Source organism: Kitasatospora sp. NPDC058478 (assembly GCF_042720345.1).
GTDB lineage: Bacteria > Actinomycetota > Actinomycetes > Streptomycetales > Streptomycetaceae > Kitasatospora.
Genome location: NZ_JBHXML010000103.1, coordinates 1 through 21,223, shown reverse-complemented (window position 1 = coordinate 21,223; position 21,223 = coordinate 1). Strand labels below are relative to the sequence as shown.

Sequence of the window (21,223 nt, the reverse complement as noted above, 5' to 3'; positions counted from 1 at the left end):
CGCCGCTACGGGGAAGGTCGGACGAACGTGGCAATTGTCGTTCTCGTCGTCGTGCTGGCGCTGTTCTGGCTGATCACCGGCGTGCGGGTGGTGCAGCAGTACGAGCGCGGCGTGGTGTTCCGGCTCGGCCGGGTGCGCGAGCTGGTCCGCCAGCCGGGCCTCACCCTGCTGGTGCCGGTGGTCGACCGGATGCGCAAGGTCAACGTCCAGGTCGTCACCATGCCGGTGCCCGCCCAGGAGGGCATCACCAAGGACAACGTCTCCGTCAGCGTCGACGCCGTGCTGTACTTCCGCGTCGTCGATCCGGTCAAGGCCACGGTGGACGTCCAGAACTACTCCTTCGCGATGCTTCAGGTCGCCCAGACCTCGCTGCGCTCGATCATCGGCAAGAGCGAGCTGGACGACCTGCTCTCCGGCCGGGAGAACCTGCACCAGGGGCTGGAGATCATGATGGAGAGCCCGGCCACCGGGTGGGGCGTGCACATCGACCGGGTGGAGATCAAGGACGTCAGCCTGCCCGACTCGATGAAGCGCTCGATGGCCCGCCAGGCGGAGGCCGACCGCGAGCGCCGGGCCCGGATCATCACCGCGGACGGCGAGTTCCAGGCCGCCGCCAAGCTCGCCGAGGCCGCCGTCACGATGTCCGAGACCCCGGCGGCGATGCAGCTGCGGCTGCTGCAGACGGTGGTCGAGGTCGCGGCGGAGAAGAACTCGACGCTGGTGCTGCCGTTCCCGGTGGAGCTGCTGCGCTTCTTCGAGGCCTCAGCCGTCCGGGCCACCGAGGCGGGTTCCGCGCCGGCGCCCGCCGTCCCGGCCCAGGCGCCGTCCGACGCTGGCTGACGGCCCGTCCGCACGACCACGGCCGGTCCGGGGCCCGCCCCTGACCGGCCGTCGGCCATCGACCTGACCGCCCTCACTGGCGGACGATCGGCAGCAGCACCTCGTCGACGATCTCCGCCGGGTCCAGCTGCTCCGGCGCGCCGCCGCACATCTTGATCCGGTACAGCATCAGCGCCGGGACGACGTCGGTGACCAGCGGGGTGACGGACCCGGGGCGGACCTCGCCCCGGGTGGCACCACGGCCGAGCACCTCGGCGATCAGCGCGGCGGTGGGCTCCACCACCCGCTCCAGCACGATCGCCAGGAAGGTGTGGGCCCGCTGCTGGTCCAGCTCGCCCATGATGGCCCGCACGGCGGCCCCGGGCTCGCTCAGCATCGCCGCGCGCAGCCTGGTCACCACCTCCAGCAGGTCCCCGCGCAGGCCGCCGGTGTCGGGCGGCGGGCCGACCGGGGGCAGGCAGGCGCGCAGCGCGTCCTTGACCAGTTCCTCCTTGGAGGGCCAGCGCCGGTAGAGCGCGGCCTTGCCGGTCTGCGCGGCGGCGGCGACGCCCTCCATGGTGAGCCGGGCGTAGCCGTCGGCGGTGAGCTGCTGGAGGGCGGCCTCGAAGATGGCGTTCTCCAGCGCCTCGCCGCGCCTGCGGAGCGGGGCGCCCGTCGCCGGTCCGCGCGCGACTGCGGGTTCAGCGGGCATGGCTGCGCACCTTCTTCGGCTCCACCTCTCGACACGCCCGTTCACCGGCTGTCCGTAATGAACGGATGTGTTCCCTATATCCAGGGCCACTGTCGATGTTAGTGAACGAACCCGTCACGTCCCAATCGTTCGCCCCCCGGCCGTCGCGGGCCGCGCCGGCGCCGTCGGACCGGCCTGCCATGGCTCCCCTTCCCTCCTCGCCCGTACGACGCGGCCGCCCGCCCGCCGGACGCGCCGCCCGCCGGAGCGCGATCGCGTCCGGGCCGGAGGCCGTCGATGCGCGGGGCCGCCGTCAGGACACCGTCAGTGACGGCGCCCGCACAGTCAAGGGGGCGTCAGGATCACCCGCCCCCCGAGGGTCCGCGGCCTAGGCTCGGACTCGTCCCCGCCCGGCTGACGCGGGCCCAGCGCCCCGTCACCGACCTCCGGAGCACCCTTGGCCACCACCCGATCGATCCGCCGTGTCGGACGATACGCAACGAAGGTGAGGTCCCCGTGGCCGTTCTCGGCGCCTTCCACCGCCGCCAGCCCCTCCCCGCCAGCTGGCCGGCATCCGCGCCGGCGCGCGGCTCGGTGGCCGCGGCCCTGTCCGCGATCGTGCGCAGGCTCGCCGACAGCCCCCTGGACAACTCCGTGCTCCAGGCCGTGGGCGCCCCGACCGCCTCCAGCGGCACCGGCGCCGCCCGCCGCACGGTGCGGATGCGGGCCAGCTGGCGGGCCGTCACCACCCCCGACGGCACCCGCCGGCTCGAAGCCCGCTGGGGCCCCGGCCGCTGAACCGGGCCCGCCCCGGCGGCCCCGACAGCGCGGGGCCATCACGTGCGCACGCGTGCACGCATCGGGCGCACGCCGACCTACGATGAGCACATGAGCACAAGCACCGACCTGGCAGCTGCACACGGCTCGCAGGAGCAGGGGCAGGACAGCGGCGAGCGACTGGACGTCGCCGCGTCCGTCCTCGCCCTGCTCGCGGACCGCACCCGGCTTGCGCTGCTGCACCGGCTCGGCGCGGGCGAGGCCGACGTCACCTCCCTCATCGAGGCGTGCGGGGCCCCGCGCACCTCCGTCAGCCAGCACCTCGCGAAGCTCCGCCTCGCGGGCCTGGTCACCACACGCAGGGACGGGCGCCGCGTCGTCTACTCGCTGCGCCACGGGCACCTTCGGCGCCTGGTCGACGAGGCGCTGAACGTCGCCGACCACCAGATCGGCTCCCTGCCGCCGCACGACTGACCCACCGCACGACAGACCCAGCTCGCCCCGACCCGCCCCGACCCGACCAGCCCCCGCAGACCGGAACGGCAGCGAGGGTCGCGCCATCGCAACCAACACGTGCACACGTATGCACGTGTTGGATACGATGGTGCCGCCGCACCACGCCGCCGACCGGGACGGGGCCGATGCTGTCCACACTGCGCAACCGCACCTACCGCCACCTGTTCGCAGCCCAGGTCATCGCCCTGGTGGGCACGGGCCTGGCCACCGTGGCACTGAGCCTGCTCGCCTACGACATCGCCGGCGCCGACGCCTCGGCCGTCCTCGGCACCGCGCTGGCCGTCAAGATGGTCGCCTACGTGGCCGTCGCACCGGCGGTCGGCGCCCTCGCCGACCGCATTCCGCGCCGAACGCTGCTGGTGGCGATGGACCTCACCCGCGCCGCCGTCGCGCTCGCCCTGCCGTTCGTCAGCCAGGCCTGGCAGATCTACGTCCTGATCTTCCTGCTCCAGGCCGCCTCGGCCGCCTTCACACCGGCCTTCCAGGCCACCATCCCCGAGGTGCTGCCGGCCGAACGGGACTACACCCAGGCGCTGTCGATGTCCCGCCTCGCCTACGACCTGGAGTCCCTGTTCAGTCCCGCGCTCGCCGCGGGCCTGCTCGCGCTGGTCCCGTACACCTGGCTGTTCACCGGCACCACCGCGGGCTTCCTCGCCTCCGCCACCCTGGTCGTCTCCGTCGTCCTGCCCAAGCCCGCCCCCGTCGAGCGGACCGGCGGCGCCTACGCCAAGGCCGCTTTCGGCGCCCGCCTGTTCTGGGCCACCCCCCGCCTGCGGGCCCTGCTCGCGCTCGACCTCGCGGTCGCCGCCGCCGGGGCGATCGTCTTCGTCGACACCGTCGTCGCGGTCCGCGAGCACTTCCACCGCCCGGCCGGCGCGGTCTCGCTCGCCCTGGGCGCCTACGGAGCCGGCTCCATGCTGACCGCCCTGCTCCTGCCCCGGCTCCTGCGGCGACTCTCCGACCGCGCCGTCATGCTCCCGGCCGCCTTCGCGCTCCCCGCCGTCCTGGCCGCCGTCGCCGCCGTCACCGCCGCGGCCCCGGGCGGCTGGTCCTGGGGCGCGCTGCTGGCGTCCTGGGCCGCGATCGGCGCCGCCTGTTCCGCCGTCCTCACGCCGGGCGGGCGCCTGATCCGCCGCTCCGCCGCCGACGCGGACCTGCCGGCCGCCTTCGCCGCTCAGTTCTCCCTCTCGCACAGCTGCTGGCTGCTCACCTACCCCCTCGCCGGCTGGCTCGCCGCCGGCGCCGGTCTCCCGACGACCGCCGTCGTCCTCGGCGCCATCGCCCTGCTCGCCGCCACCGCCGCCACCTCGATCTGGCCCGCCCGCGACCCCGCCAGGCTCGACCACGTCCACGCCGACCTGCCCCCGGGCCACCCCCACCTCACCGACGCCCACCCGGCCGCGGACGGCTGGCTCCACGGCCACGACTACGTCATCGACCAGTACCACCGCCACTGGCCACAAGGCCTCACCGCGCGGGCCAACTAGCCAGGGCTACCGGGCGGGGCGACAACTCCATCACCCGGGAGGGTCAATCCAGCGGGAATAAATGAAGAGCTGTTCATGTATTCCTGTATGGTCGACGCGTCGCCCCGTCGTGTCCGCGTGGAGGAACACCACAGCCATGTCCGCAACCCTCACCGAGCGCCCAGCCGCCGCAGCCCCGCGCGGCGGCGCCGCTCCCAAGCGCCGTACGCGCGTCTTCGCGCTGGCCGAGGCCCGCTGGGCCGCCGCCGCGACCGTCGCCTTCCTGACCGCCCTGCCGCTCCAGCTGGCCGGCGCCCCGGCCTGGGCCTGGGGGCCGCTGTACGCGATCGCCTACGCCACCGGCGGCTGGGAGCCCGGGTGGGCCGGGCTTCAGGCGCTGCGCGAGAAGACCCTCGACGTCGACCTGCTGATGATCGTCGCCGCGATCGGCGCGGCCTCGATCGGGCAGGTGATGGACGGCGCGCTGCTGATCGTCATCTTCGCCACCTCGGGCGCGCTGGAGGCGCTGGCCACCGCCCGCACCCAGGACTCGGTGCGCGGCCTGCTCGACCTCGCCCCCACCACCGCCACCCGCCTGCTGGACGACGGCGGCGAGGAGACCGTCGCCACCGAGGACCTGGTGGTCGGCGACACCATCCTGATCCGCCCCGGCGAGCGCGTCGGCGCCGACGGCCGCGTCCTGGACGGCGCGAGCGAGATCGACCAGGCCACCATCACCGGCGAGCCGCTGCCGGCCCCCAAGCAGCAGGGCGACGAGGTCTTCGCCGGCACCCTGAACGGCACCGGCGCCCTGCGGGTGAAGGTCGAGCGCGACGCCTCCGACTCGGTGATCGCCCGGATCGTCGCCATGGTCGAGGAGGCCTCGGAGACCAAGGCCCCCACCCAGCTGTTCATCGAGAGGGTCGAGCAGCGCTACTCCCTGGGCATGGTCTTCGCGACCCTCGCCGTCTTCCTCGTCCCGCTGGCCTTCGGCGCCGCCGTGACCGGCTCGCTGCTGCGGGCGATGACCTTCATGATCGTCGCCTCGCCCTGCGCCGTGGTGCTGGCCACCATGCCGCCGCTGCTGTCCGCGATCGCCAACGCCGGCCGCCACGGCGTCCTGGTGAAGTCCGCCGTCGTGATGGAGCGGCTCGGGCAGGTCGACGCGGTCGCGCTGGACAAGACCGGCACCCTCACCGAGGGCACCCCCCGGATCACCGACCTGCTCCCCCTCCCCGGCAGCGGCCTGGACGAGGACGAACTGCTGACCCTGGCGGCCGCCGCCGAGCACCCCAGCGAGCACCCGCTGGCCCGCGCGGTGGTCGACGCCGCCCGCCGGCGCGGCCTCGACCTGCCGGTCGCCGAGGGCTTCGCCTCCACCCCCGGCATCGGGGTGACCGCCACCGTCTGCGGTGCCGTCATCGCGGTCGGCGCCCCCGCCCGGCTCCTCGCCGGCGCCGCCGACGCGCCCTCCGCCGAGGCAGAGGCGGAGACGGAGGCCACCGCCGTCGCCGAGGAGCTGGAGCGCGACGGGCGCACCGCCGTCCTGGTCCAGCGCGACGGCGCCCCGGTCGGCGTGCTCGGCATCGCCGACCGCCTGCGCCCCGACGCCGCCGCCACCGTCACCGCCCTGGCGGCCCTGACCGGCGCCGCCCCGGTGCTGGTGACCGGCGACAACCCGCGCGCCGCCGCCCGCCTCGCCGCCGAGGTCGGCATCACCGACGTCCGCGCGGGGCTGCTCCCCCAGGACAAGGTCGCCGCCGTCCAGGAGCAGGAGCGGGCCGGGCGCAAGGTGCTGGTGATCGGCGACGGCGTCAACGACGCCCCCGCCCTCGCCGCCGCCCACACCGGCATCGCGATGGGCCGGGCGGGCTCCGACCTGGCGCTGGAGACCGCCGACGCGGTCGTCGTCCGCGACGAACTCGCGACCGTCCCCACGGTGATCGCGCTGTCCCGGGCGGCCCGGCGGCTGGTCGTCCAGAACCTGGTGATCGCCTCGGTGTTCATCTCCGGCCTGGTCGTGTGGGACCTGGTCGCCACCCTGCCCCTGCCGCTCGGCGTCCTCGGCCACGAGGGCTCGACCGTCATCGTCGGCCTCAACGGCCTGCGGCTGCTGCGCGAGAGCGCGTGGAAGCGCGCGGGCGCCACCGGGCCGCAGCCGGCTCAGGAGCCGGTTCAGGAGCCGGCGCGGGCCCGGCGCAGCAGGTAGGCGCCGGAGGCGGCGGCGAGCAGGGCCATGCAGGCGGTGAAGACCAGGCCGGCGCGGGCCAGGCCGATCGGCGCGGTGAGCAGGCCGATGCCGATCACCGGGATCGAGATGCCGAAGTAGGCGACCACGAAGAGCGCCGACAGGGCGCCGCCGCGGTGCTCGGCGGGCGCGGCGGCGGCGATCTCGCCGACCGCTCCGCGCAGGCCCATGCCCTGGCCGGCGCCGCCCACCAGGGCGCTGAGCACGAGCAGTGGCAGGGCCGTCCAGGCGAGGGAACCGGCCATCAGGGCCAGCCCGGCGATGAGCACCAGGCAGCCGATCGGGATCGCCCGGGCGGTGCCCAGTCGGGGCACCAGGAGCTGGCCGAGGATGGAGGCGAAGAAGGCCGTGCACACGATCAGGCCGACGACGGCCGGGTTGTGGACGTCCAGCCGCTGGGCGAGGAAGGCCGGGCTGACCGAGGTGAAGACGCCCAGCAGGGAGAAGCCCGCGAACGCGGCGAGGCCGGCCGGGACGAACACCCCGCGGACCTCCGGCGGCAGGGACGGCCGGCGCGGCCGGGCGGTGCGCAGCGGGCGGGCGCCGGTGACGGTCTCCGGCAGGAGCCAGGTGACGGTGAAGGAGGCGGCGAGCAGCACCAGGTGCACGGCGAACGGCAGGGTGAGGGGGTGGCGTGTGTACTCGGCGAGCAGTCCCGACAGCACCGGTCCGCAGCCCAGGCCGCCGATGTTGGCGGCGGTCGCGACGAAGCCCGCGCGGGCCTGGTGTCCGGGTGGGGCGAGCTCCAGGACGTACGCGGTTGCGGTGCCGGTGAACAGGCCCGCGGACAGGCCGGACAGCAGGCGGCCCAGGGCCAGCAGCGGGAGGCCGCCTTCGGCCAGGAAGGCGAGCGCGCTGCACGCGGCAAGTGCCAGTCCGCAGAGCAGGACGGGCCGGCGTCCGACGGAGTCGGAGACGTTGCCGACGAGCAGCAGGACGCCGATGACGCCGAAGGCGTAGATGGCGAAGACGACCGTCACCATCAGTTCGGAGAAGCCGATCTGCTCCTGGTACAGCCCGTACAGCGGGGTGGGCAGGGTGGTGCCCGCCATGCAGACGGCGAAGCCGGCGGCCGCCCCGAGGTAGCCCGCCCGGCCCATGAAGGACCGCGCAGTCTGATGATCGGTCATTCGCCCACAGTAGGGCGGCCGTCGCCGTCGCAGCCACGGCTCGCGGGGCCGAATAGGCCGATCCGCCCAAGAACCGACGCCCGGCCCCGGCCACACCCACCCCCGGCGTGGTCGGCCATCGGCTACCGGATCGCGCCGCGGTCCGCGGACAGGCCGTGGGTGGTGCCGCCCCCGGCCCGCACCTGCGTCGGGAGCGCTCCCCAGTAGCGCCGGAACGCGGTGCTGAAGTGCCGGGTGTCCGCATAGCCGCAGGAGCGGGCGACGGCCGCGACGGACAGCGGGCGCAGCGCGGGATCGGCCAGGCGCTGCGCGGCGACGTCCAGCCGTCGGCGGGTCAGGTAGGCGATGATCGTGCACCCCGTCTCCTGCTGGAAGAGCCGTGCTGCGTGGCGCTCGCTCAGGTGGACCTGGGTGGCGACGTCCCGTACCCGTACCGGGCGGTCGAAGTTGTCGTCGAGGTAGCGGGTCATCCGCGCGGCGGCGGGCAGGTCGGCGACGACGCGGGCGCAGGTGAGGACCAGCGCGGGGCCGAGGGCGGCCAGCAGGTCGGGGCTGGCCGGCCCCGGAGCCGCAGCCTCTTCGGCGAGTGTCGCCAACAGCCGGGGAAGCGGGGTTCCGGCGGCCGGGACGACCCGGCGCGGGCCGGCCGCGAGGGCGTCGAGCAGGGCGGCGGTCTCCGGGGAGCCGGGCCCGGCGGCCTCGCGCGGACCGCGTTCGGGGACCATCGTCCAGGACCAGAAGACGATGCCGAGCGGGTCCCGGGCGTCGGTGGTGATCTCGTGGACCTCGCCGGGGCGGGCCAGGAACAGCTCGCCGGCTCCGACCGGGTGCTCCAGCGCGCCGATCCGGAACGTCCCGCGCCCGGCGTAGGCGTAGCAGAACTCGAAGTAGGAGTGGCTGTGCCAGTAGTTGCGCCATGGCTCGGGCGGGTAGAACCCCCAGTCCACGAACTCGACCCGTCGTCCGGCGAGGGTGGTGCCCAGCCGCACGGAGTTGAGCAGGGGCAGGGCGGCGCCCGCCCGGGCCAGTTCGGTCATCTCGGCTCGCCCGCCCCGTCCGTCCTGCGCGCGGTGGGGTCGACGCCCCGCAGCATCATGCCCTGACCGAGGGACCAGGTGTGATCGTCCGTGGTGGGCCGGTCCGCAGGGTCCCGGAACTGTACCAGCCAGGTGGTGCGGGCCTGGTCGGAGGTGTTCAGCCCCGAACCGTGCACGGTGAGGTAGCCGAAGAACAGGACGTCGCCGGCCTCCGCCGGGCACGGCCGGGCGTCCTGGAGCCGCCAGGTGTCGGGCGGCAGGTGCCAGCTGCCGTCCTCGACGTGCGGCAGCGGGCCCTGCTGGTGGCTGCCGGGGACGGCCCTGATGCAGCCCTTCTCCTCCGGGGCGTCGTCGAAGTGGAAGACCGCGGCCGCGACGGTGTGCCGGGCGTGCGGGAAGAACGGGTGGTCCTGGTGCAGGGGGAAGGGGGAGCCGGTCTCCGGAGGCTTGATGAACATCTTCGTGTGGTGCAACTGGAGGTTGGGCCCGCCGAGCAGTGCGGCCGCGACGTCCGTGAACCTGGGGTCGACCAGCAGCCGGGCGAAGGCCGCCGAGTGGAACTGCGCGTCGTGGGCGTGCTTGAGGGCCGTGCGCCCGGCGGACGCACCCGCGACGGTGCGCGCGCTGGCCCAGGTCGGGTCGGCGTCGGAGTCGAGGCGGGCGGCCAGGGCGTGGCACTCCTCCCGCATCGCCGCCGCCTCCTGTCGGCTGATCAGGTTCTTGACGAGGAGGAAGCCGTTCTCGTGGTAGGCGGCGAGGTCGTCGGGGCTGAGGGGTTCGTTCATGGCCTCGACCGTAGGCGTGGGGACCGGGCCGGGCCGAGGGGCGATACGGACGGCCCGGTGGGTAATCCGGACATCGGCCCGCGCGTTCAAGTCCTTCCCGCCGGGCTGCGGCCGAGCAGGCGGGGGTGCTCCCGAGGCCGGGAGCGCCCCGCCTCGATGTCCGGGCACCGTCGCCTCGATGTCCTGGCACCCCCAACTGGCGTATGGCGCAGCCGAATCCGTTCGCGTCCGCCCTCTTGTCAAAGGTTAGTGATGTTTCCTAACTTAATGTCATGTCCGAGACCTCACGGCACTCCCGGCGCGACCTCCTGCGAGTGAGCGCGGCGGGCGGTGCCGCCTTCGCCGCGGGCAGCCTCCTGCTGCCCGGCGCCGCCCAGGCCGCCCCCCGTCCGACCGCCCTCGACACCCCGACCCTCCCCTCGCCCTACAACGACCAGACCGCCGGGTCCGCGCTGCGCCCCTTCGGCCGGCACCTGGCCTTCGGGGCCGATCCCTCCCAACAGGTCGTCGTCTCCTGGCAGGTGCCGGGCGCGGTGACCGCCCCCTTCGTCCGGATCGGCCTCCAGCCCGGCGACTTCGGCTCCCCGATCGCCGCCGAGGTCCGCACCCTGGTCAGCAAGCTGTCCTGGCAGCACCCGGTCGAGGACCAGCCCCTGGTCAAGCCCACCACCGTCACCCAGTACTACCTGCACGCGCAGGTCGACCAGCTGATCCCCGACACCACGTACTACTACGTCGTCGGCCACCAGGGCTACGACCCCGCGGGGCAGCGCGCCCGGCTCGGCGACGTGGCGAGCTTCCGCACCGCGCCCGCCCCCGGCCGCGGCGCCGGGTTCACCTTCACGGCCTTCGGCGACCAGGGCATCGGGTACAACGCGGCCGCCACCGCCAACCTGATCGCCGGCCTCGACCCCGCCTTCCACCTCCACATGGGCGACCTCTCGTACGCCAACAGCGGCGGCAGCGGCAAGACCAGCGACCCCTACGACGCCCGTCTGTGGGACTCCTTCTTCGTGCAGAACGACCCCGTCGCCTCCCGGACCCCGTGGATGATGGCGATCGGCAACCACGAGATGGAGGCCTGGTACGGGGCCGACGGCTACGGGGGCGTCCGCGCCCGGTTCACGATGCCCGACAACGCCTGGGCGCAGTCCACCGGCATCTACTCCTGGCGCTGCCAGAACGTCGGCCTGATCAGCCTCGACGGCAACGACATCTGCTACAACACCGCGGCCAACCTGAACTACACCAAGGGCAAGCAGAAGAAGTGGCTGGAGAGCCGGCTCGCCGCGCTCCGCGCCGACACGACCATCGACTTCGTCGTCGTCTACCTGCACCAGTGCACGTACTCCACCTGCCACGACAACGGGGCCGAACTCGGCGCGCAGCAGGACTGGGCCCCGCTGTTCGACAAGTACCAGGTGGACCTGGTGCTCAGCGGCCACAACCACGTCTACGAGCGGACCGACCCCATCCGTTCCGGCAAGCCCACCCGCAAGGTCGCCTCCGGCGACACCGTCAATCCGCTGAAGGACGGCACGACGTACGTCGTCGCGGGCGGCGGTGGCGGCGGGGTCTACTCCTTCCCCGTCGCCGACACCTACCTCGGGCACGAGACGAAGAACGACTCCCCCGTCCCGATGGTGGTCGCCGATCCGAGCGGCCACAACCAGACCGTCAAGGTCACCTGGTCCAGGGTCCGTTACACCGGTTACTGCCTGGTGGCGGTCGACGTGACGCCCGCCGCCGCCGGCAAGCCGGCCCGCATGGCGGTGCGCTCGATCACCGAGGACGGCACCGCCGTGGACCAGTTCACCGTGCAACGCGGCTGACCTGGCAGCCTGCGCCCGGACGGCCCGCTCCCCGCCGGCCGGGCCGGGCGCGGCCGCCGGGCCGGCGGGGTGCGCGTCAGTGCTCCGTGGTGACGGTGAAGCCCTGCGGGGCGCGCAGGTCGACGGCCCCGGTGTGGTCGGTGGACACCTCGATCGGCAGGCCCGCCACCGTCAGGCCGGTGAACGTCAGCGACTCGTAGCCGGCGGGGAGTTGGGCCCGCACCCGGAGCCGCCGGTTGGGGGCGTCGGCCTCCAGGCCGAGCAGTGCCTGCACCACCTGGACGGAGGCGGCGGCGGCCCAGGCCTGCGGGCGGCAGGAGGCCGGGTAGGGGACGGGGCGGGCGAACTCGGCGCGCGGGTGGCCGCCGAAGAGTTCGGGCAGGCGGTGGTCGAAGGCCGCCGCCGCGCGGACCAGGCCGGCGGCCAGCGGCGCGGCGGCGTCGTGCAGCCCGGCACGGGAGAGGCCGTGGACGGCGATGGCACTGTCGTGCGGCCAGACCGAACCGGTGTGGTAGCCGAGCGGGTTGAAGCCGGCCGCGGCGGCGTCCAGGGTGCGCAGCCCGAAGCCGCTGTCCATGCCGGGGGCGGTGAGCCGGCCGGCGACCAGGGCGCTCTCCTGCGGGTCGAGCAGGCCGGTGCCGAGCAGGTGGCCCATGTTGGAGGCGACCGAGTCGACCTGGTGCTTGCCGCCGTCGAGGGCGACCACCGGGTACGGGCCGTGCGCGTCCTCGGTCCAGAACCGGTCGCGGAAGCGCAGCCGCAGCTCCTCCGCCCACTGCCGCCAGCGCTCGGCACCGGGCCGGCCGAAGGCCTCCAGCAGGGCGGCCGAGGCGACGGCGGCCTCGTAGGCGTAGGCCTGGACCTCGCTGAGCGCGATGGGGGCGTCGGCGATCCGGCCGTCGCGGAAGCGGATGCTGTCGGAGGAGTCCTTCCAGCCCTGGTTGGAGAGCCCCTTGCCGGAGCTGTCGACGTACTCCAGGAAGCCGTCGCCGTCCGCGTCGGCGTGGTCGGCCAGCCAGGCGAGGGCGGCCTCGGCGTGCGGCAGCAGGTCCTCGACCTGGTCCTCGGGCATGCCCCAGCGCCAGGCGTCGTGCAGGAGGGTGAGCCACAGCGGGGTGGCGTCGGCCGTGCCGAAGTAGCAGGGCGGCAGGTGGGAGCCGTTGTCGAGGTGCTGCTCGTCGCGGCGGACCTCGTGGAGGATCTTGCCGGGCTGCTCCTCGGTGGCCGGGTCGAGGGCGCGGCCCTGGCGGCGGGCCAGGGTGCGCAGCGTGCCGGCGGCGAGTTCGGTGCCGAGCGGGAGCATCATCCGGGCCGCCCAGAGGGAGTCGCGGCCGAACAGGGTGAGGAACCAGGGGGCCCCGGCGCCGAGGAAGTGGTCGCCGGGCTCCAGCGGGTCGGTGAGCAGGAGGCCGCGCAGGTCGTGGTGGGAGCGGGTGATCCAGTGCGCGAGGTGGTGGTCGCGGCCGGTGATCGCGGGGGTGCGCCACGGGGCGGCGTCGGCGGCCGGGGCGGGGAAGAGGTCGCCGTCGCGGTGCTCGGCGGTGCACTCCAGGACGGCCTGCCAGCTCTGGCCGGGGGCGAGTTCGAGGTCGAAGCCCAGGGTGCCGGTGTCGGCGGCGAGGTGGTCGGGCGCCGGCTCGACGGTGAGGGCGGCGCTGAGCGGGCCCTCGCTCCAGCGCAGGCCGTTCGGGCCGGCGGTGGGCGTGAGGGCCTGGGTGGCGCGGCCGGCCTTGACGCTGTCCATCGCGGCGAAGTCGCTCTCCGCGCGTACGTCCAGGCGCAGGCGGGCGGTGAGGTCGCCCGCGTTGCGGACGGTGTAGCGCTCGACGAGGCGGCCGGGGTGCAGCTCCCGGCGGCGTTCCAGGGTGACGGCCGGGTCGGGGGTGAGTTCGGCGATGCCGCGCAGCACGGTGACGAAGGTGGTGCGTCCGTCCTCGCCGTGTGCGGTGGCGACGGGGGTGTTGGGGACTGCGGCGACGCCGGCCTCCAGGCGGGAGAGGATCCGGCGGTCCCCGTGGTAGAAGCCGTCCGCGCCTTCGCCGATCCGCCCGTCCGGGCGCGAGGCACAGAAGCTCGGGGCGGCCACGGAGAGCTGGGCGTCGTGCAGGAACGGCTGCAGGGCGATCGCTGACATGGTCTCTTCATCCTCGTTTTGGGGCTTGACAGTTGCTTCCACTCGGGCGCAACCTTTCTGCCATTGGAGCGTTCCAAGACATTAACCCCCCTGGTGGGGAAGATGGAACCCCGTATTGGAACGCTCCAAGATCTTGTCAATGAAGACAGAACCTAGGATCGCCGTCATGCATGCACACTCATCGCCCCGGCCCAGGACAGGGTCCGCCGCGACCCTCGAAATGGTCGCCGCCCGGGCCGGCGTGGGCCGTCAGACGGTGTCCAACGCGATCAACTCGCCCGAGCTGCTGCGCCCGCAGACGCTGGAGCGGGTCCAGCGCGCGATCGACGAGCTCGGCTACCGCCCGCACCGGGCCGCGCAGGCGCTCAAGACCAGGGCCAGCCGGCTGATCGGCTACGGCATCCGCTCCAGCAGCACCGGCGTCCCGACCCCGGTCCTGGACCAGTTCCTGCACTCCCTCTCCGAAGCCGCCGACCAGGCCGGCTACCGGGTGGTGCTGTTCGCCGTCGCCCCCGGGGACGACGAACTCACCAGCTACCAGCAGCTCCTCGACGAGCACGGCGCGGACGGCTTCGTCCTCAGCAGCACCGACCGCGGCGACCGCCGCCAGGGCTGGCTGCACGAACGCGGCGTCCCGTACGTCGCCTTCGGCCGCACCTGGTCCGGCCGGGACGTCGGCGACTGGGTCGACGTCGACGGCTCCGCCGGGACTTCGGCCGCCGTCCGGCACCTGGCCGGGCTCGGCCACCGCAAGATCGGCTTCCTCGGCTGGCCGAAGGGCTCCGGCGTCGGCGACGACCGCGCCCGCGGCTGGCAGAGCGCGATGCGCGAACTGGGCCTGCCCACCCGGGGCCGCCGGGCCGAGAGCCCGGACGACCGGACGAGCGCCACCGAGGCCGCCGAACGGCTGCTCGCGACCGGCGCGACCGCGGTCGTGACCGCCAGCGACACCCTGGCGCTCGGCTGGTACCAGGCGCTGCGCCGCGACGGCCGCACCCCCGGCCCGGACGCGGCCGTCATCGGCTTCGACGACTCGCCGATCGCCCCCCTCCTGTTCCCGTCGCTGTCCAGCCTCGCCCAACCGCTCGACGCGGTCGGCCGCGAGTGCATGCGGCTGCTGCTGGAACGCCTCGGCGACCACCAGCGGCCGACCGAACACGTGCTCCTGGAACCGGAGCTGGTCCTGCGCGAAAGCGTCTGACCGCCACTCCCCCCGAAACCATCTCCGCCCACTCCCCCACCCACCCTCGCAAGGAGATCCCGCATGGCCACCTCCCGCACCCTCGCCGCGGCAGCCGTCTGCGCGGCCGTCACCCTCGGCGCCGTCACCGGCTGCTCCTCCTCCGGCGGCTTCGGCGACTCACCGGCCAAGCAGTCCTCCGGCGGCAACCAGAGCCTGACGGTGCTGATCGCCACCTCCGGCGAGGCCGAGACGGCCGCGGTCAAGGCCGCCACGGCCGACTGGGCCAAGAAGACCGGCAACACCGTCACCGTGCAGATCGCCAGCGACATCAACCAGCAGCTCGGCCAGGCCTTCGCCGGCGGCAACCCGCCGGACCTCTTCTACGTCAACTCCGACCAGTTCGCGAACTACGCCAAGGGCGGCTCGCTGTACGCCTACGGCGACCAGATCCCGGACGCCGCCGACTTCTCCGAGCCGCTGCGCAAGGCCTTCAGCTACGACGGCAAGCTCACCTGCCTGCCCAAGGACACCTCCACCCTGGGCCTGGCGATCAACACCACGCTGTGGCAGCAGGCCGGCCTGACCGAGGCCGACTACCCGACCAGCTGGCAGCAGCTCTCCGACGACGCCGCCAAGCTCACCAAGGACGGCGTGACCGGCCTGGTGACCGCCCCCGACTACCAGCGGCTCGGCGCCCTGCTCAAGGAGGCCGGCGGCTGGATCACCAACCCCGAGCAGACCGCGATGACCGCCGACAACCCGGCCAACAAGCAGGCACTGGAGTACGTGCAGTCGATGATGAAGGCCGGCTCGGCCAAGTACGTCGCCGAGGTGGACGCCGGCTGGGGCGGCGAGGCGCTCGGCAAGGGCAAGGCCGCGATGACCATCGAGGGCAACTGGCTCAAGGGCGCGATGGCCAAGGACTACCCGAACGTCCAGTACAAGGTGCTCCCGCTGCCCGCCGGCCCGGCCGGCCCCGGCACCCTCGCCTTCAGCAACTGCTGGGGCATCGCCGCCAAGAGCCAGCACCAGGCGGCCGGGGTCGACCTGGTCAAGCACCTCGCCTCCGCCGACCAGCAGCTGGAGTTCGCCCAGGCCTTCGGCGTGATGCCCTCGCGCACCAGCGCGCTGAGCGCCTACGCCCAGAAGTACCCCGAGTCCAAGGCCTGGGTCGACGGCGTCGCCAACGCCCAGGCGCCGGTCACCATCGCCGGGTTCACCAAGGTGCTCACCCAGTTCAACACCGACCTCCAGTCGCTGAAGACGGGCGACCCGGCGGCCATCCTGGCCACCCTCCAGCGCAACGGCGAGCAGGCCATCAAGAATGCCAAGTAACAGCTCCACCGGCACGATACGCCGGCGCGGCCTGCGCGAGGGAGCATGGGGCTGGCTGTTCGCCGGCCCCATGGTCCTGGTCCTCGGCCTCTTCATGGTCCTGCCGATCGGGATGGCCCTGTGGGTCAGCCTGCTGCACTGGGACGGCCAGTCCAACCCGTTCAGCGGCAGCGCGGACTTCATCGGCCTGGACAACTACCGCCGGCTGTTCGCCGAGGACGGCCTGGACCGCACGCTGTTCGCCACCTCGATGCGCAACACGCTGTACTACGTCCTGCTGACGGTGCCGCTGCAGACGGTGCTGGCGCTGCTGCTCGCCATCCTGGTCAACCAGCGGATGCTGCGCGGCCGGGGCGCCCTGCGCACGGTGTTCTACTTCCCGTCCGTCACCAGCTCGATCGCGATCTCGACGGTCTTCCTGTTCCTCTTCCAGGGCAGCGGCGCCGTCAACCGGATGCTGGGCTGGCTCGGGGTCAAGGGGCCGAACTGGTTCGCCGACCCGCGCGGGGTGATCTGGCTGGTGCTCGGCTGGTTCGGCCTGGACCAGCCCGCCCCGGGCACCGGCGGCCCGCTCGGGCTGTCCTGGTCGGAGTGGTTCGCCGGGCCCTCGGTCGCGATGTGCACGCTGATCCTGATGGCGGTGTGGACCACCTCCGGCACCTTCATGCTGATCTTCCTCGCCGCCCTCCAGGACATCCCGCGCGAACTGGAGGAGGCCGCCGCGCTCGACGGCGTCAACCGCCGCCAGCTGCTGCGCCACGTCACCCTGCCCGCGCTGCGGCCCGTCCTGTTCCTGGTGCTGACCCTCGGCCTGATCTCCACCTGGCAGGTCTTCGACCAGGTGTACGTGATGGGCAAGGGCGCGCCCGGCAACACCACCCTCACTCCCGCCTACCTGTCCTACTCGGCCGGCTTCGACAACGCCGACTTCGGGCAGGGCGCCGCCATCGCGTTCGTCCTGCTCGGCCTGATCCTGCTGCTCACCGCCGTCCAGCGGTGGGTCCTGCGGGAACGGGACGGCAAGCCCCGCCGCAGCCCGAAGGGAGCCCGCCGTGCCGCACGCTGACCGCAAGCCCGCCGTGGACAAGCCGATCCTCGGCCGCTTCCCCCGGCCGCTGCGGCTCCTCGGGTACGCCGTCCTGCTCGGCTTCGCGCTGCTCTACCTGCTGCCGTTCCTGCTCCAGCTGGTGAACAGCTTCAAGACCGACCCGGACGCGGCCGCCCACCCGATGTCGGTGCTGCCCGACGGCGGCACCCTGGCCTCCTACCGGCGGCTGTTCGGCCTGGCGGAGGGCGTCGAGAACATCCCGTTCCTGCGCTGGCTGGGCAACAGCGTGGTGGTGACCGTCCTGGTGACGGCCGGCCGGGTGCTGTTCGACTCGATGGCGGGCTACGCGCTGGCCCGGATCAGGTTCCCGGGCCGCCGGCTGCTGTTCGCCTTCGTGCTGGCCGTGATGGCGGTGCCGGGCGTGGTGCTGCTGATCCCGAAGTTCCTGGTGCTGAAGAGCTTCGGCATGTTCGACAGCTACAGCGGCATGATCCTGCCGCTGCTGGTCGACGCCGCCGGGATCTTCATCATGAAGCAGTTCTTCGAGTCGGTGCCGCGCGAGATCGAGGAGGCGGCGCGGATCGACGGCGCCGGGACGTTCCGGATCTTCTGGTCCGTCGTCCTGCCGATGTCCCGGCCCTCGCTGATCACGCTCACCGTGCTCTCCTTCCAGGGCTCCTGGAACGAGTTCACGCACTTCCTGGTCTCCACCCAGTCCAGCGAGCACGACACCCTCACCACCGGTCTGGCGCACTTCGTCTCCGGCGGCCTCGGCTCCGGGACGCAGTACCCGCTCAAGCTGGCGGCGGCGCTGGTCTCCACCCTCCCGGTGGCGATCCTGTTCTTCTGCTTCCAGCGCCACTTCGTGCGCGGCGCCAACTCGGGCTCGCTCAAGGAGTGAGCCCGGCCCGGCCCTGCCCGGCCTGTACACCCCCCTCTGCCGAACCTTCCTGTGAACCCTTCTTGGAGAACCACGTGCCCGCCCGCATCGAGGACTACGCGCTGATCGGCGACATGCAGACCGCCGCCCTGGTCGGCAGGGACGGCGCCGTCGACTGGCTGTGCCTGCCCCGCTTCGACTCCCCGGCCGTCTTCGCCGGCCTGCTGGGCACGGACGAGCACGGCTTCTGGCGGATCGCCCCCGGTGACGCCCCGCCCGCCCACCGGCGGCGCTACCGGGGCGACTCGCTGATCCTGGAACAGGAGTGGGACACCGCCGGGGGCACCGTCCGGGTGATCGACTTCATGCCGCCGCGCGGCACGGCGGCCCCGCAACTGATCCGGATCGTCGAGGGCGTCGCCGGCACCGTCCGGATGCGCTCGGCCCTGCGGATGCGCTTCTCGTACGGGCGCATCGTGCCCTGGGTGCACAAGGTCACGGACGGCACGGGGACTCGCACCGTCGCCGTGGCCGGGCCCGACTCGGTGTGGCTGGACGGCGAGTCCGAGACCTACGGCCGCGGCCTGACCACCTACGCCGACTTCACCGTCACCGCCGGCGAGCGGATCGCCTTCGCACTGACCTGGCAGGCCTCCCACCTCGGCGCGCCCGACCGGCCGGACGCCGAACAGGCGCTCGCCGCCACCGAGGAGTTCTGGCGCGACTGGGCCGCCCAGTGCACCTACCAGGGCCCCTACCGAGAGGCCGTGATCCGCTCCCTGATCACCCTCAAGGGCCTCACCTACGCCCCCACCGGCGGCATCGTCGCCGCCCCCACCACCTCGCTGCCCGAGGACATCGGCGGCGTCCGCAACTGGGACTACCGCTACACCTGGCTGCGCGACGCCACCATCACGCTCTCCTCGCTGCTGCGCACCGGCTACCGCGACGAGGCCAAGGCCTGGCGCGAGTGGCTGCTGCGCGCCGTCGCCGGCGACCCGGAGAACCTCCAGATCATGTACGGCATCGCCGGCGAGCGCGAGCTGGTGGAGACCGAACTCGACTGGCTGCCCGGCTACGAGGGCTCCCGCCCCGTCCGGATCGGCAACGGCGCCGCCGGGCAGCTGCAACTCGACGTCTACGGCGAGGTCGTCGAGGCCCTACACCTCGCCCAGCACACCGGCCTGGCCCGCAACGACCACGCCCACCTGCTGCAACTGCGGCTGATCTCCTGGCTGGAGGAGCACTGGCAGGACCCGGACGAGGGAATCTGGGAGGTCCGCGGCCCGCGCCGGCACTTCGTCCACTCCAAGGTGATGGCCTGGGTCGCCGTCGACCGGACGGTCCAACTGCTGGAGCAGACCGACTGCGAGGGGCCGCTGGAGCGCTGGCGCGCCCTGCGCGACACCATCCACGAGGACGTCTGCACCCACGGCTACGACCCGGACCGCAACACCTTCACCCAGTCCTACGGCTCGCGGGAACTCGACGCCTCGCTGCTGCTCATCCCCCAGGTCGGCTTCCTGCCGCCGGACGACAAGCGCGTCATCGGCACCGTCGAGGCGATCCAGCGCGAGCTGTCCACCGAGGACGGCTTCGTGCTGCGCTACCCCACGAGCGGCGGGGTGGACGGCCTGCCGGGCGACGAAGGCGCCTTCCTGGCCTGCTCGTTCTGGCTGGCCGACGCCCTGGCGATGATCGGCCGGACGGACGAGGCGCACCAGCTGTTCGACAAGCTGCTGTCCATCCGCAACGACCTCGGGCTCCTGGCGGAGGAGTGGGACCCGCGGCTCAAGCGCCAGGTCGGCAACTTCCCGCAGGCCTTCAGCCACGTCCCGCTGATCGACACCGCACTGCGCCTCGGCCGGGGCTGCGCCGGTCCGAAATAATCGGCCACCCCCTTGTTGATGATGTGATCAAATGTGTAAGCACTGTGGCGCTTGACGCCACCGGGGAGGGACCGGTCTGACCATGTGGTCAGACCCCGTTACACAGGAGACGTACCATCAACACCGCCATTCGCCGGGCCGCGCGCGGAACCGTTCCCGTCGCCGTCACCGCATCCGTGCTCGCCGCCGGCCTGGCCGCCTGCGGCACCGTCGAGCAGCTGTCCGCCGCGCAGAAGGTGTCCAAGGCCTTCACCAAGGTCGGCGAGGGCAAGGCCGCCGGCCTCACGTTCTCCGTGGACGCCACTCCCGAGCAGATCATCGCCTTCGGTGCGGCCACCGGCGACAAGGTCGACCCGAAGAGCGCCGACGCCGTGTCCGGGCTGAACTTCTCCGTCGCGGTGTCCGCCGACAAGCCGCTGAAGGACCTCGACACCTTCAAGAACGCGCAAAGCAACGGCGCCGACAAGGACCTGACGCTCGACAAGTCGGTGCGCCTGTCCTACGTGCTCTCCGACCGGAAGGGCACCGCGCTGCTGGAGTACCGCCAGGTCGACGCCAAGGCGTTCCTGCGCGCCGACGCCAAGGGCCTGGTGAAGCTGGTCGGCGAGGACCCGTCGCAGGTCGACGCCATCAGCAGCGACCTGCCCGCCGAACTGAAGCCGGTCAAGGACGTGCTGGCCGGCAAGTGGGTCTCCTTCGACCTGCAGAAGCTCGCCGACGACACCAAGAAGTTCGACGGCGCCAAGGCCACCCCGAGCACCCCGAGCGGACAGCCCTCGCTGGACCCGGAGTCCGCCAAGCAGCTGACCAACTCCCTCAAGGACGTGCTGTCCCGCACCGTCACCTTCGAGGACAAGGGCAAGAAGGACGGCGCCGAGCACATCTGGATGAGCGCCCCGGGCCGCCAGCTGGCCGACGAACTGCTGAAGGCCGTCAAGCCGCTGGCCGCCAAGTTCCCCCAGCAGTTCGGGAAGCTCCCCACCTCCGTCCCGAGCACCGTGCGCGAGGACAAGGTCGGCGCCGACCTCTACCTGAAGGACGGCAAGCTCTCCGCCGCCACCTTCGACCTCGCCCAGCTGGAGGCGAAGGCCGCACCGGGCGTCAACTTCCCGGTGAAGCTCGCCTTCAACCAGAACGCCCCGACCGTCGAGGCCCCCGCCGACGCCGTCACGCTGACCAGCGACGACATCCAGAGCGCCATGCTCACCCTCCTCACCTCCGGCGCCACCAGCGGAGGCAAGGGCGGCACCGCCCCGGGCACCCCGGGCACCCCGGCGCTCACCCCCGGCAAGCCGCTGACCCCCGCCCAGGCCGAGGAGCTGAAGGCCCTCGGCCTGCCCCTGGCGCAGCAGGAGATGTTCAGCAAGCTCGGCATGGGCTACGAGGACATGAAGAGCCTCGCCCAGGAGGGCTGATCCCCGGCTCTCCCCCACGGCGCCCGGCCGGCCGCGAC

At 73.1% G+C, this 21,223-nt stretch carries 17 protein-coding genes; 12 read left to right on the top strand and 5 right to left on the bottom strand.

From position 1 onward, the window contains the following. Nucleotides 1-27 precede the first annotated feature (27 nt). Nucleotides 28-840: a slipin family protein gene (locus ACFWPT_RS37830; RefSeq protein ID WP_380487392.1), complete on the top strand. Its 813-nt coding sequence runs from the start codon at nucleotides 28-30 to the stop codon at nucleotides 838-840. 73 nt (nucleotides 841-913) lie between these two features. Here the strand turns inward: ACFWPT_RS37830 and ACFWPT_RS37825 are convergent, their stop codons facing one another. Further along, nucleotides 914-1,531: a TetR/AcrR family transcriptional regulator C-terminal ligand-binding domain-containing protein gene (locus tag ACFWPT_RS37825; protein WP_380378792.1), complete on the bottom strand. Its 618-nt coding sequence runs from the start codon at nucleotides 1,529-1,531 to the stop codon at nucleotides 914-916. Between the two features lie 495 nt (nucleotides 1,532-2,026). Here ACFWPT_RS37825 and ACFWPT_RS37820 point away from each other — a divergent pair, with 495 nt between their 5' ends. The 4 genes from ACFWPT_RS37820 to ACFWPT_RS37805 all read left to right on the top strand — a co-directional run bounded on the left by ACFWPT_RS37820 (nucleotide 2,027) and on the right by ACFWPT_RS37805 (nucleotide 6,478). Beyond that, entirely contained in the window at nucleotides 2,027-2,308 is a 282-nt protein-coding gene (locus ACFWPT_RS37820; protein WP_380378793.1) for a hypothetical protein, read from the top strand. Between the two features lie 90 nt (nucleotides 2,309-2,398). Further along, nucleotides 2,399-2,761, top strand: coding sequence for a metalloregulator ArsR/SmtB family transcription factor (locus tag ACFWPT_RS37815; RefSeq protein WP_063345900.1), 363 nt, complete (start codon nucleotides 2,399-2,401; stop codon nucleotides 2,759-2,761). Between the two features lie 167 nt (nucleotides 2,762-2,928). Further along, on the top strand, nucleotides 2,929-4,290 hold the full coding sequence (locus ACFWPT_RS37810) for an MFS transporter (RefSeq protein ID WP_380487389.1): 1,362 nt from the start codon (nucleotides 2,929-2,931) through the stop codon (nucleotides 4,288-4,290). A gap of 136 nt (nucleotides 4,291-4,426) precedes the next feature. Continuing rightward, nucleotides 4,427-6,478, top strand: coding sequence for a heavy metal translocating P-type ATPase (locus ACFWPT_RS37805; protein ID WP_380487386.1), 2,052 nt, complete (start codon nucleotides 4,427-4,429; stop codon nucleotides 6,476-6,478). Here ACFWPT_RS37805 and ACFWPT_RS37800 read toward each other — a convergent pair. The 3 genes from ACFWPT_RS37800 to ACFWPT_RS37790 all read right to left on the bottom strand — a co-directional run bounded on the left by ACFWPT_RS37800 (nucleotide 6,445) and on the right by ACFWPT_RS37790 (nucleotide 9,469). After that, complete coding sequence (locus ACFWPT_RS37800) at nucleotides 6,445-7,647, bottom strand: MFS transporter (protein ID WP_380487384.1); 1,203 nt, start codon at nucleotides 7,645-7,647, stop codon at nucleotides 6,445-6,447. The two genes, ACFWPT_RS37805 and ACFWPT_RS37800, sit on opposite strands and share 34 nt — an antisense overlap. Nucleotides 7,648-7,769: 122 nt before the next feature. After that, nucleotides 7,770-8,684 (bottom strand): AraC family transcriptional regulator, encoded by a 915-nt coding sequence (locus tag ACFWPT_RS37795; RefSeq protein WP_380487382.1) that lies wholly within the window; start codon nucleotides 8,682-8,684, stop codon nucleotides 7,770-7,772. Continuing rightward, a complete protein-coding gene (locus ACFWPT_RS37790) occupies nucleotides 8,681-9,469 on the bottom strand; it encodes a phytanoyl-CoA dioxygenase family protein (protein WP_063345905.1) in 789 nt (262 codons plus the stop codon). Before ACFWPT_RS37790 ends, ACFWPT_RS37795 begins: the two co-directional genes overlap by 4 nt. Nucleotides 9,470-9,741: 272 nt before the next feature. On the opposite strand from ACFWPT_RS37790, the gene ACFWPT_RS37785 reads away from it, so the two are divergent. Then, nucleotides 9,742-11,301, top strand: a complete 1,560-nt coding sequence (locus tag ACFWPT_RS37785; protein ID WP_380487379.1) for a purple acid phosphatase family protein — start codon at nucleotides 9,742-9,744, stop codon at nucleotides 11,299-11,301. Nucleotides 11,302-11,377: 76 nt separating this feature from the next. On the opposite strand, the gene ACFWPT_RS37780 is transcribed toward ACFWPT_RS37785, so the two are convergent. Next, nucleotides 11,378-13,435, bottom strand: coding sequence for a glycogen debranching N-terminal domain-containing protein (locus ACFWPT_RS37780; protein WP_380487377.1), 2,058 nt, complete (start codon nucleotides 13,433-13,435; stop codon nucleotides 11,378-11,380). A gap of 166 nt (nucleotides 13,436-13,601) precedes the next feature. Here ACFWPT_RS37780 and ACFWPT_RS37775 point away from each other — a divergent pair, with 166 nt between their 5' ends. From ACFWPT_RS37775 to ACFWPT_RS37750, 6 genes are all read left to right on the top strand, one after another. Continuing rightward, entirely contained in the window at nucleotides 13,602-14,636 is a 1,035-nt protein-coding gene (locus ACFWPT_RS37775) for a LacI family DNA-binding transcriptional regulator (protein WP_063345908.1), read from the top strand. 63 nt (nucleotides 14,637-14,699) lie between these two features. Next, nucleotides 14,700-15,953 (top strand): extracellular solute-binding protein, encoded by a 1,254-nt coding sequence (locus ACFWPT_RS37770; protein WP_363375814.1) that lies wholly within the window; start codon nucleotides 14,700-14,702, stop codon nucleotides 15,951-15,953. Further along, a complete protein-coding gene (locus ACFWPT_RS37765; RefSeq protein WP_063345910.1) occupies nucleotides 15,943-17,019 on the top strand; it encodes a carbohydrate ABC transporter permease in 1,077 nt (358 codons plus the stop codon). Before ACFWPT_RS37770 ends, ACFWPT_RS37765 begins: the two co-directional genes overlap by 11 nt. Then, nucleotides 17,006-17,902, top strand: a complete 897-nt coding sequence (locus ACFWPT_RS37760; RefSeq protein ID WP_380378810.1) for a carbohydrate ABC transporter permease — start codon at nucleotides 17,006-17,008, stop codon at nucleotides 17,900-17,902. Before ACFWPT_RS37765 ends, ACFWPT_RS37760 begins: the two co-directional genes overlap by 14 nt. A 74-nt stretch (nucleotides 17,903-17,976) precedes the next feature. Continuing rightward, complete coding sequence (locus ACFWPT_RS37755) at nucleotides 17,977-19,770, top strand: glycoside hydrolase family 15 protein (RefSeq protein ID WP_380487374.1); 1,794 nt, start codon at nucleotides 17,977-17,979, stop codon at nucleotides 19,768-19,770. A 176-nt stretch (nucleotides 19,771-19,946) separates the two neighbouring features. Beyond that, nucleotides 19,947-21,185, top strand: coding sequence for a hypothetical protein (locus ACFWPT_RS37750; protein ID WP_380487371.1), 1,239 nt, complete (start codon nucleotides 19,947-19,949; stop codon nucleotides 21,183-21,185). Nucleotides 21,186-21,223: the final 38 nt, after the last annotated feature.

Coding starts and splice junctions, on each gene's coding strand:
- ACFWPT_RS37825 (WP_380378792.1), bottom strand. CDS start 1,531: ATGCCCGCTGAACCCGCAGTCGCGCGCGGACCGGCGACGGGCGCCCCG.
- ACFWPT_RS37795 (WP_380487382.1), bottom strand. CDS start 8,684: ATGACCGAACTGGCCCGGGCGGGCGCCGCCCTGCCCCTGCTCAACTCC.
- ACFWPT_RS37810 (WP_380487389.1), top strand. CDS start 2,929: ATGCTGTCCACACTGCGCAACCGCACCTACCGCCACCTGTTCGCAGCC.
- ACFWPT_RS37815 (WP_063345900.1), top strand. CDS start 2,399: ATGAGCACAAGCACCGACCTGGCAGCTGCACACGGCTCGCAGGAGCAG.
- ACFWPT_RS37765 (WP_063345910.1), top strand. CDS start 15,943: ATGCCAAGTAACAGCTCCACCGGCACGATACGCCGGCGCGGCCTGCGC.
- ACFWPT_RS37775 (WP_063345908.1), top strand. CDS start 13,602: ATGCATGCACACTCATCGCCCCGGCCCAGGACAGGGTCCGCCGCGACC.
- ACFWPT_RS37770 (WP_363375814.1), top strand. CDS start 14,700: ATGGCCACCTCCCGCACCCTCGCCGCGGCAGCCGTCTGCGCGGCCGTC.
- ACFWPT_RS37785 (WP_380487379.1), top strand. CDS start 9,742: ATGTCCGAGACCTCACGGCACTCCCGGCGCGACCTCCTGCGAGTGAGC.
- ACFWPT_RS37805 (WP_380487386.1), top strand. CDS start 4,427: ATGTCCGCAACCCTCACCGAGCGCCCAGCCGCCGCAGCCCCGCGCGGC.
- ACFWPT_RS37790 (WP_063345905.1), bottom strand. CDS start 9,469: ATGAACGAACCCCTCAGCCCCGACGACCTCGCCGCCTACCACGAGAAC.
- ACFWPT_RS37780 (WP_380487377.1), bottom strand. CDS start 13,435: ATGTCAGCGATCGCCCTGCAGCCGTTCCTGCACGACGCCCAGCTCTCC.
- ACFWPT_RS37800 (WP_380487384.1), bottom strand. CDS start 7,647: ATGACCGATCATCAGACTGCGCGGTCCTTCATGGGCCGGGCGGGCTAC.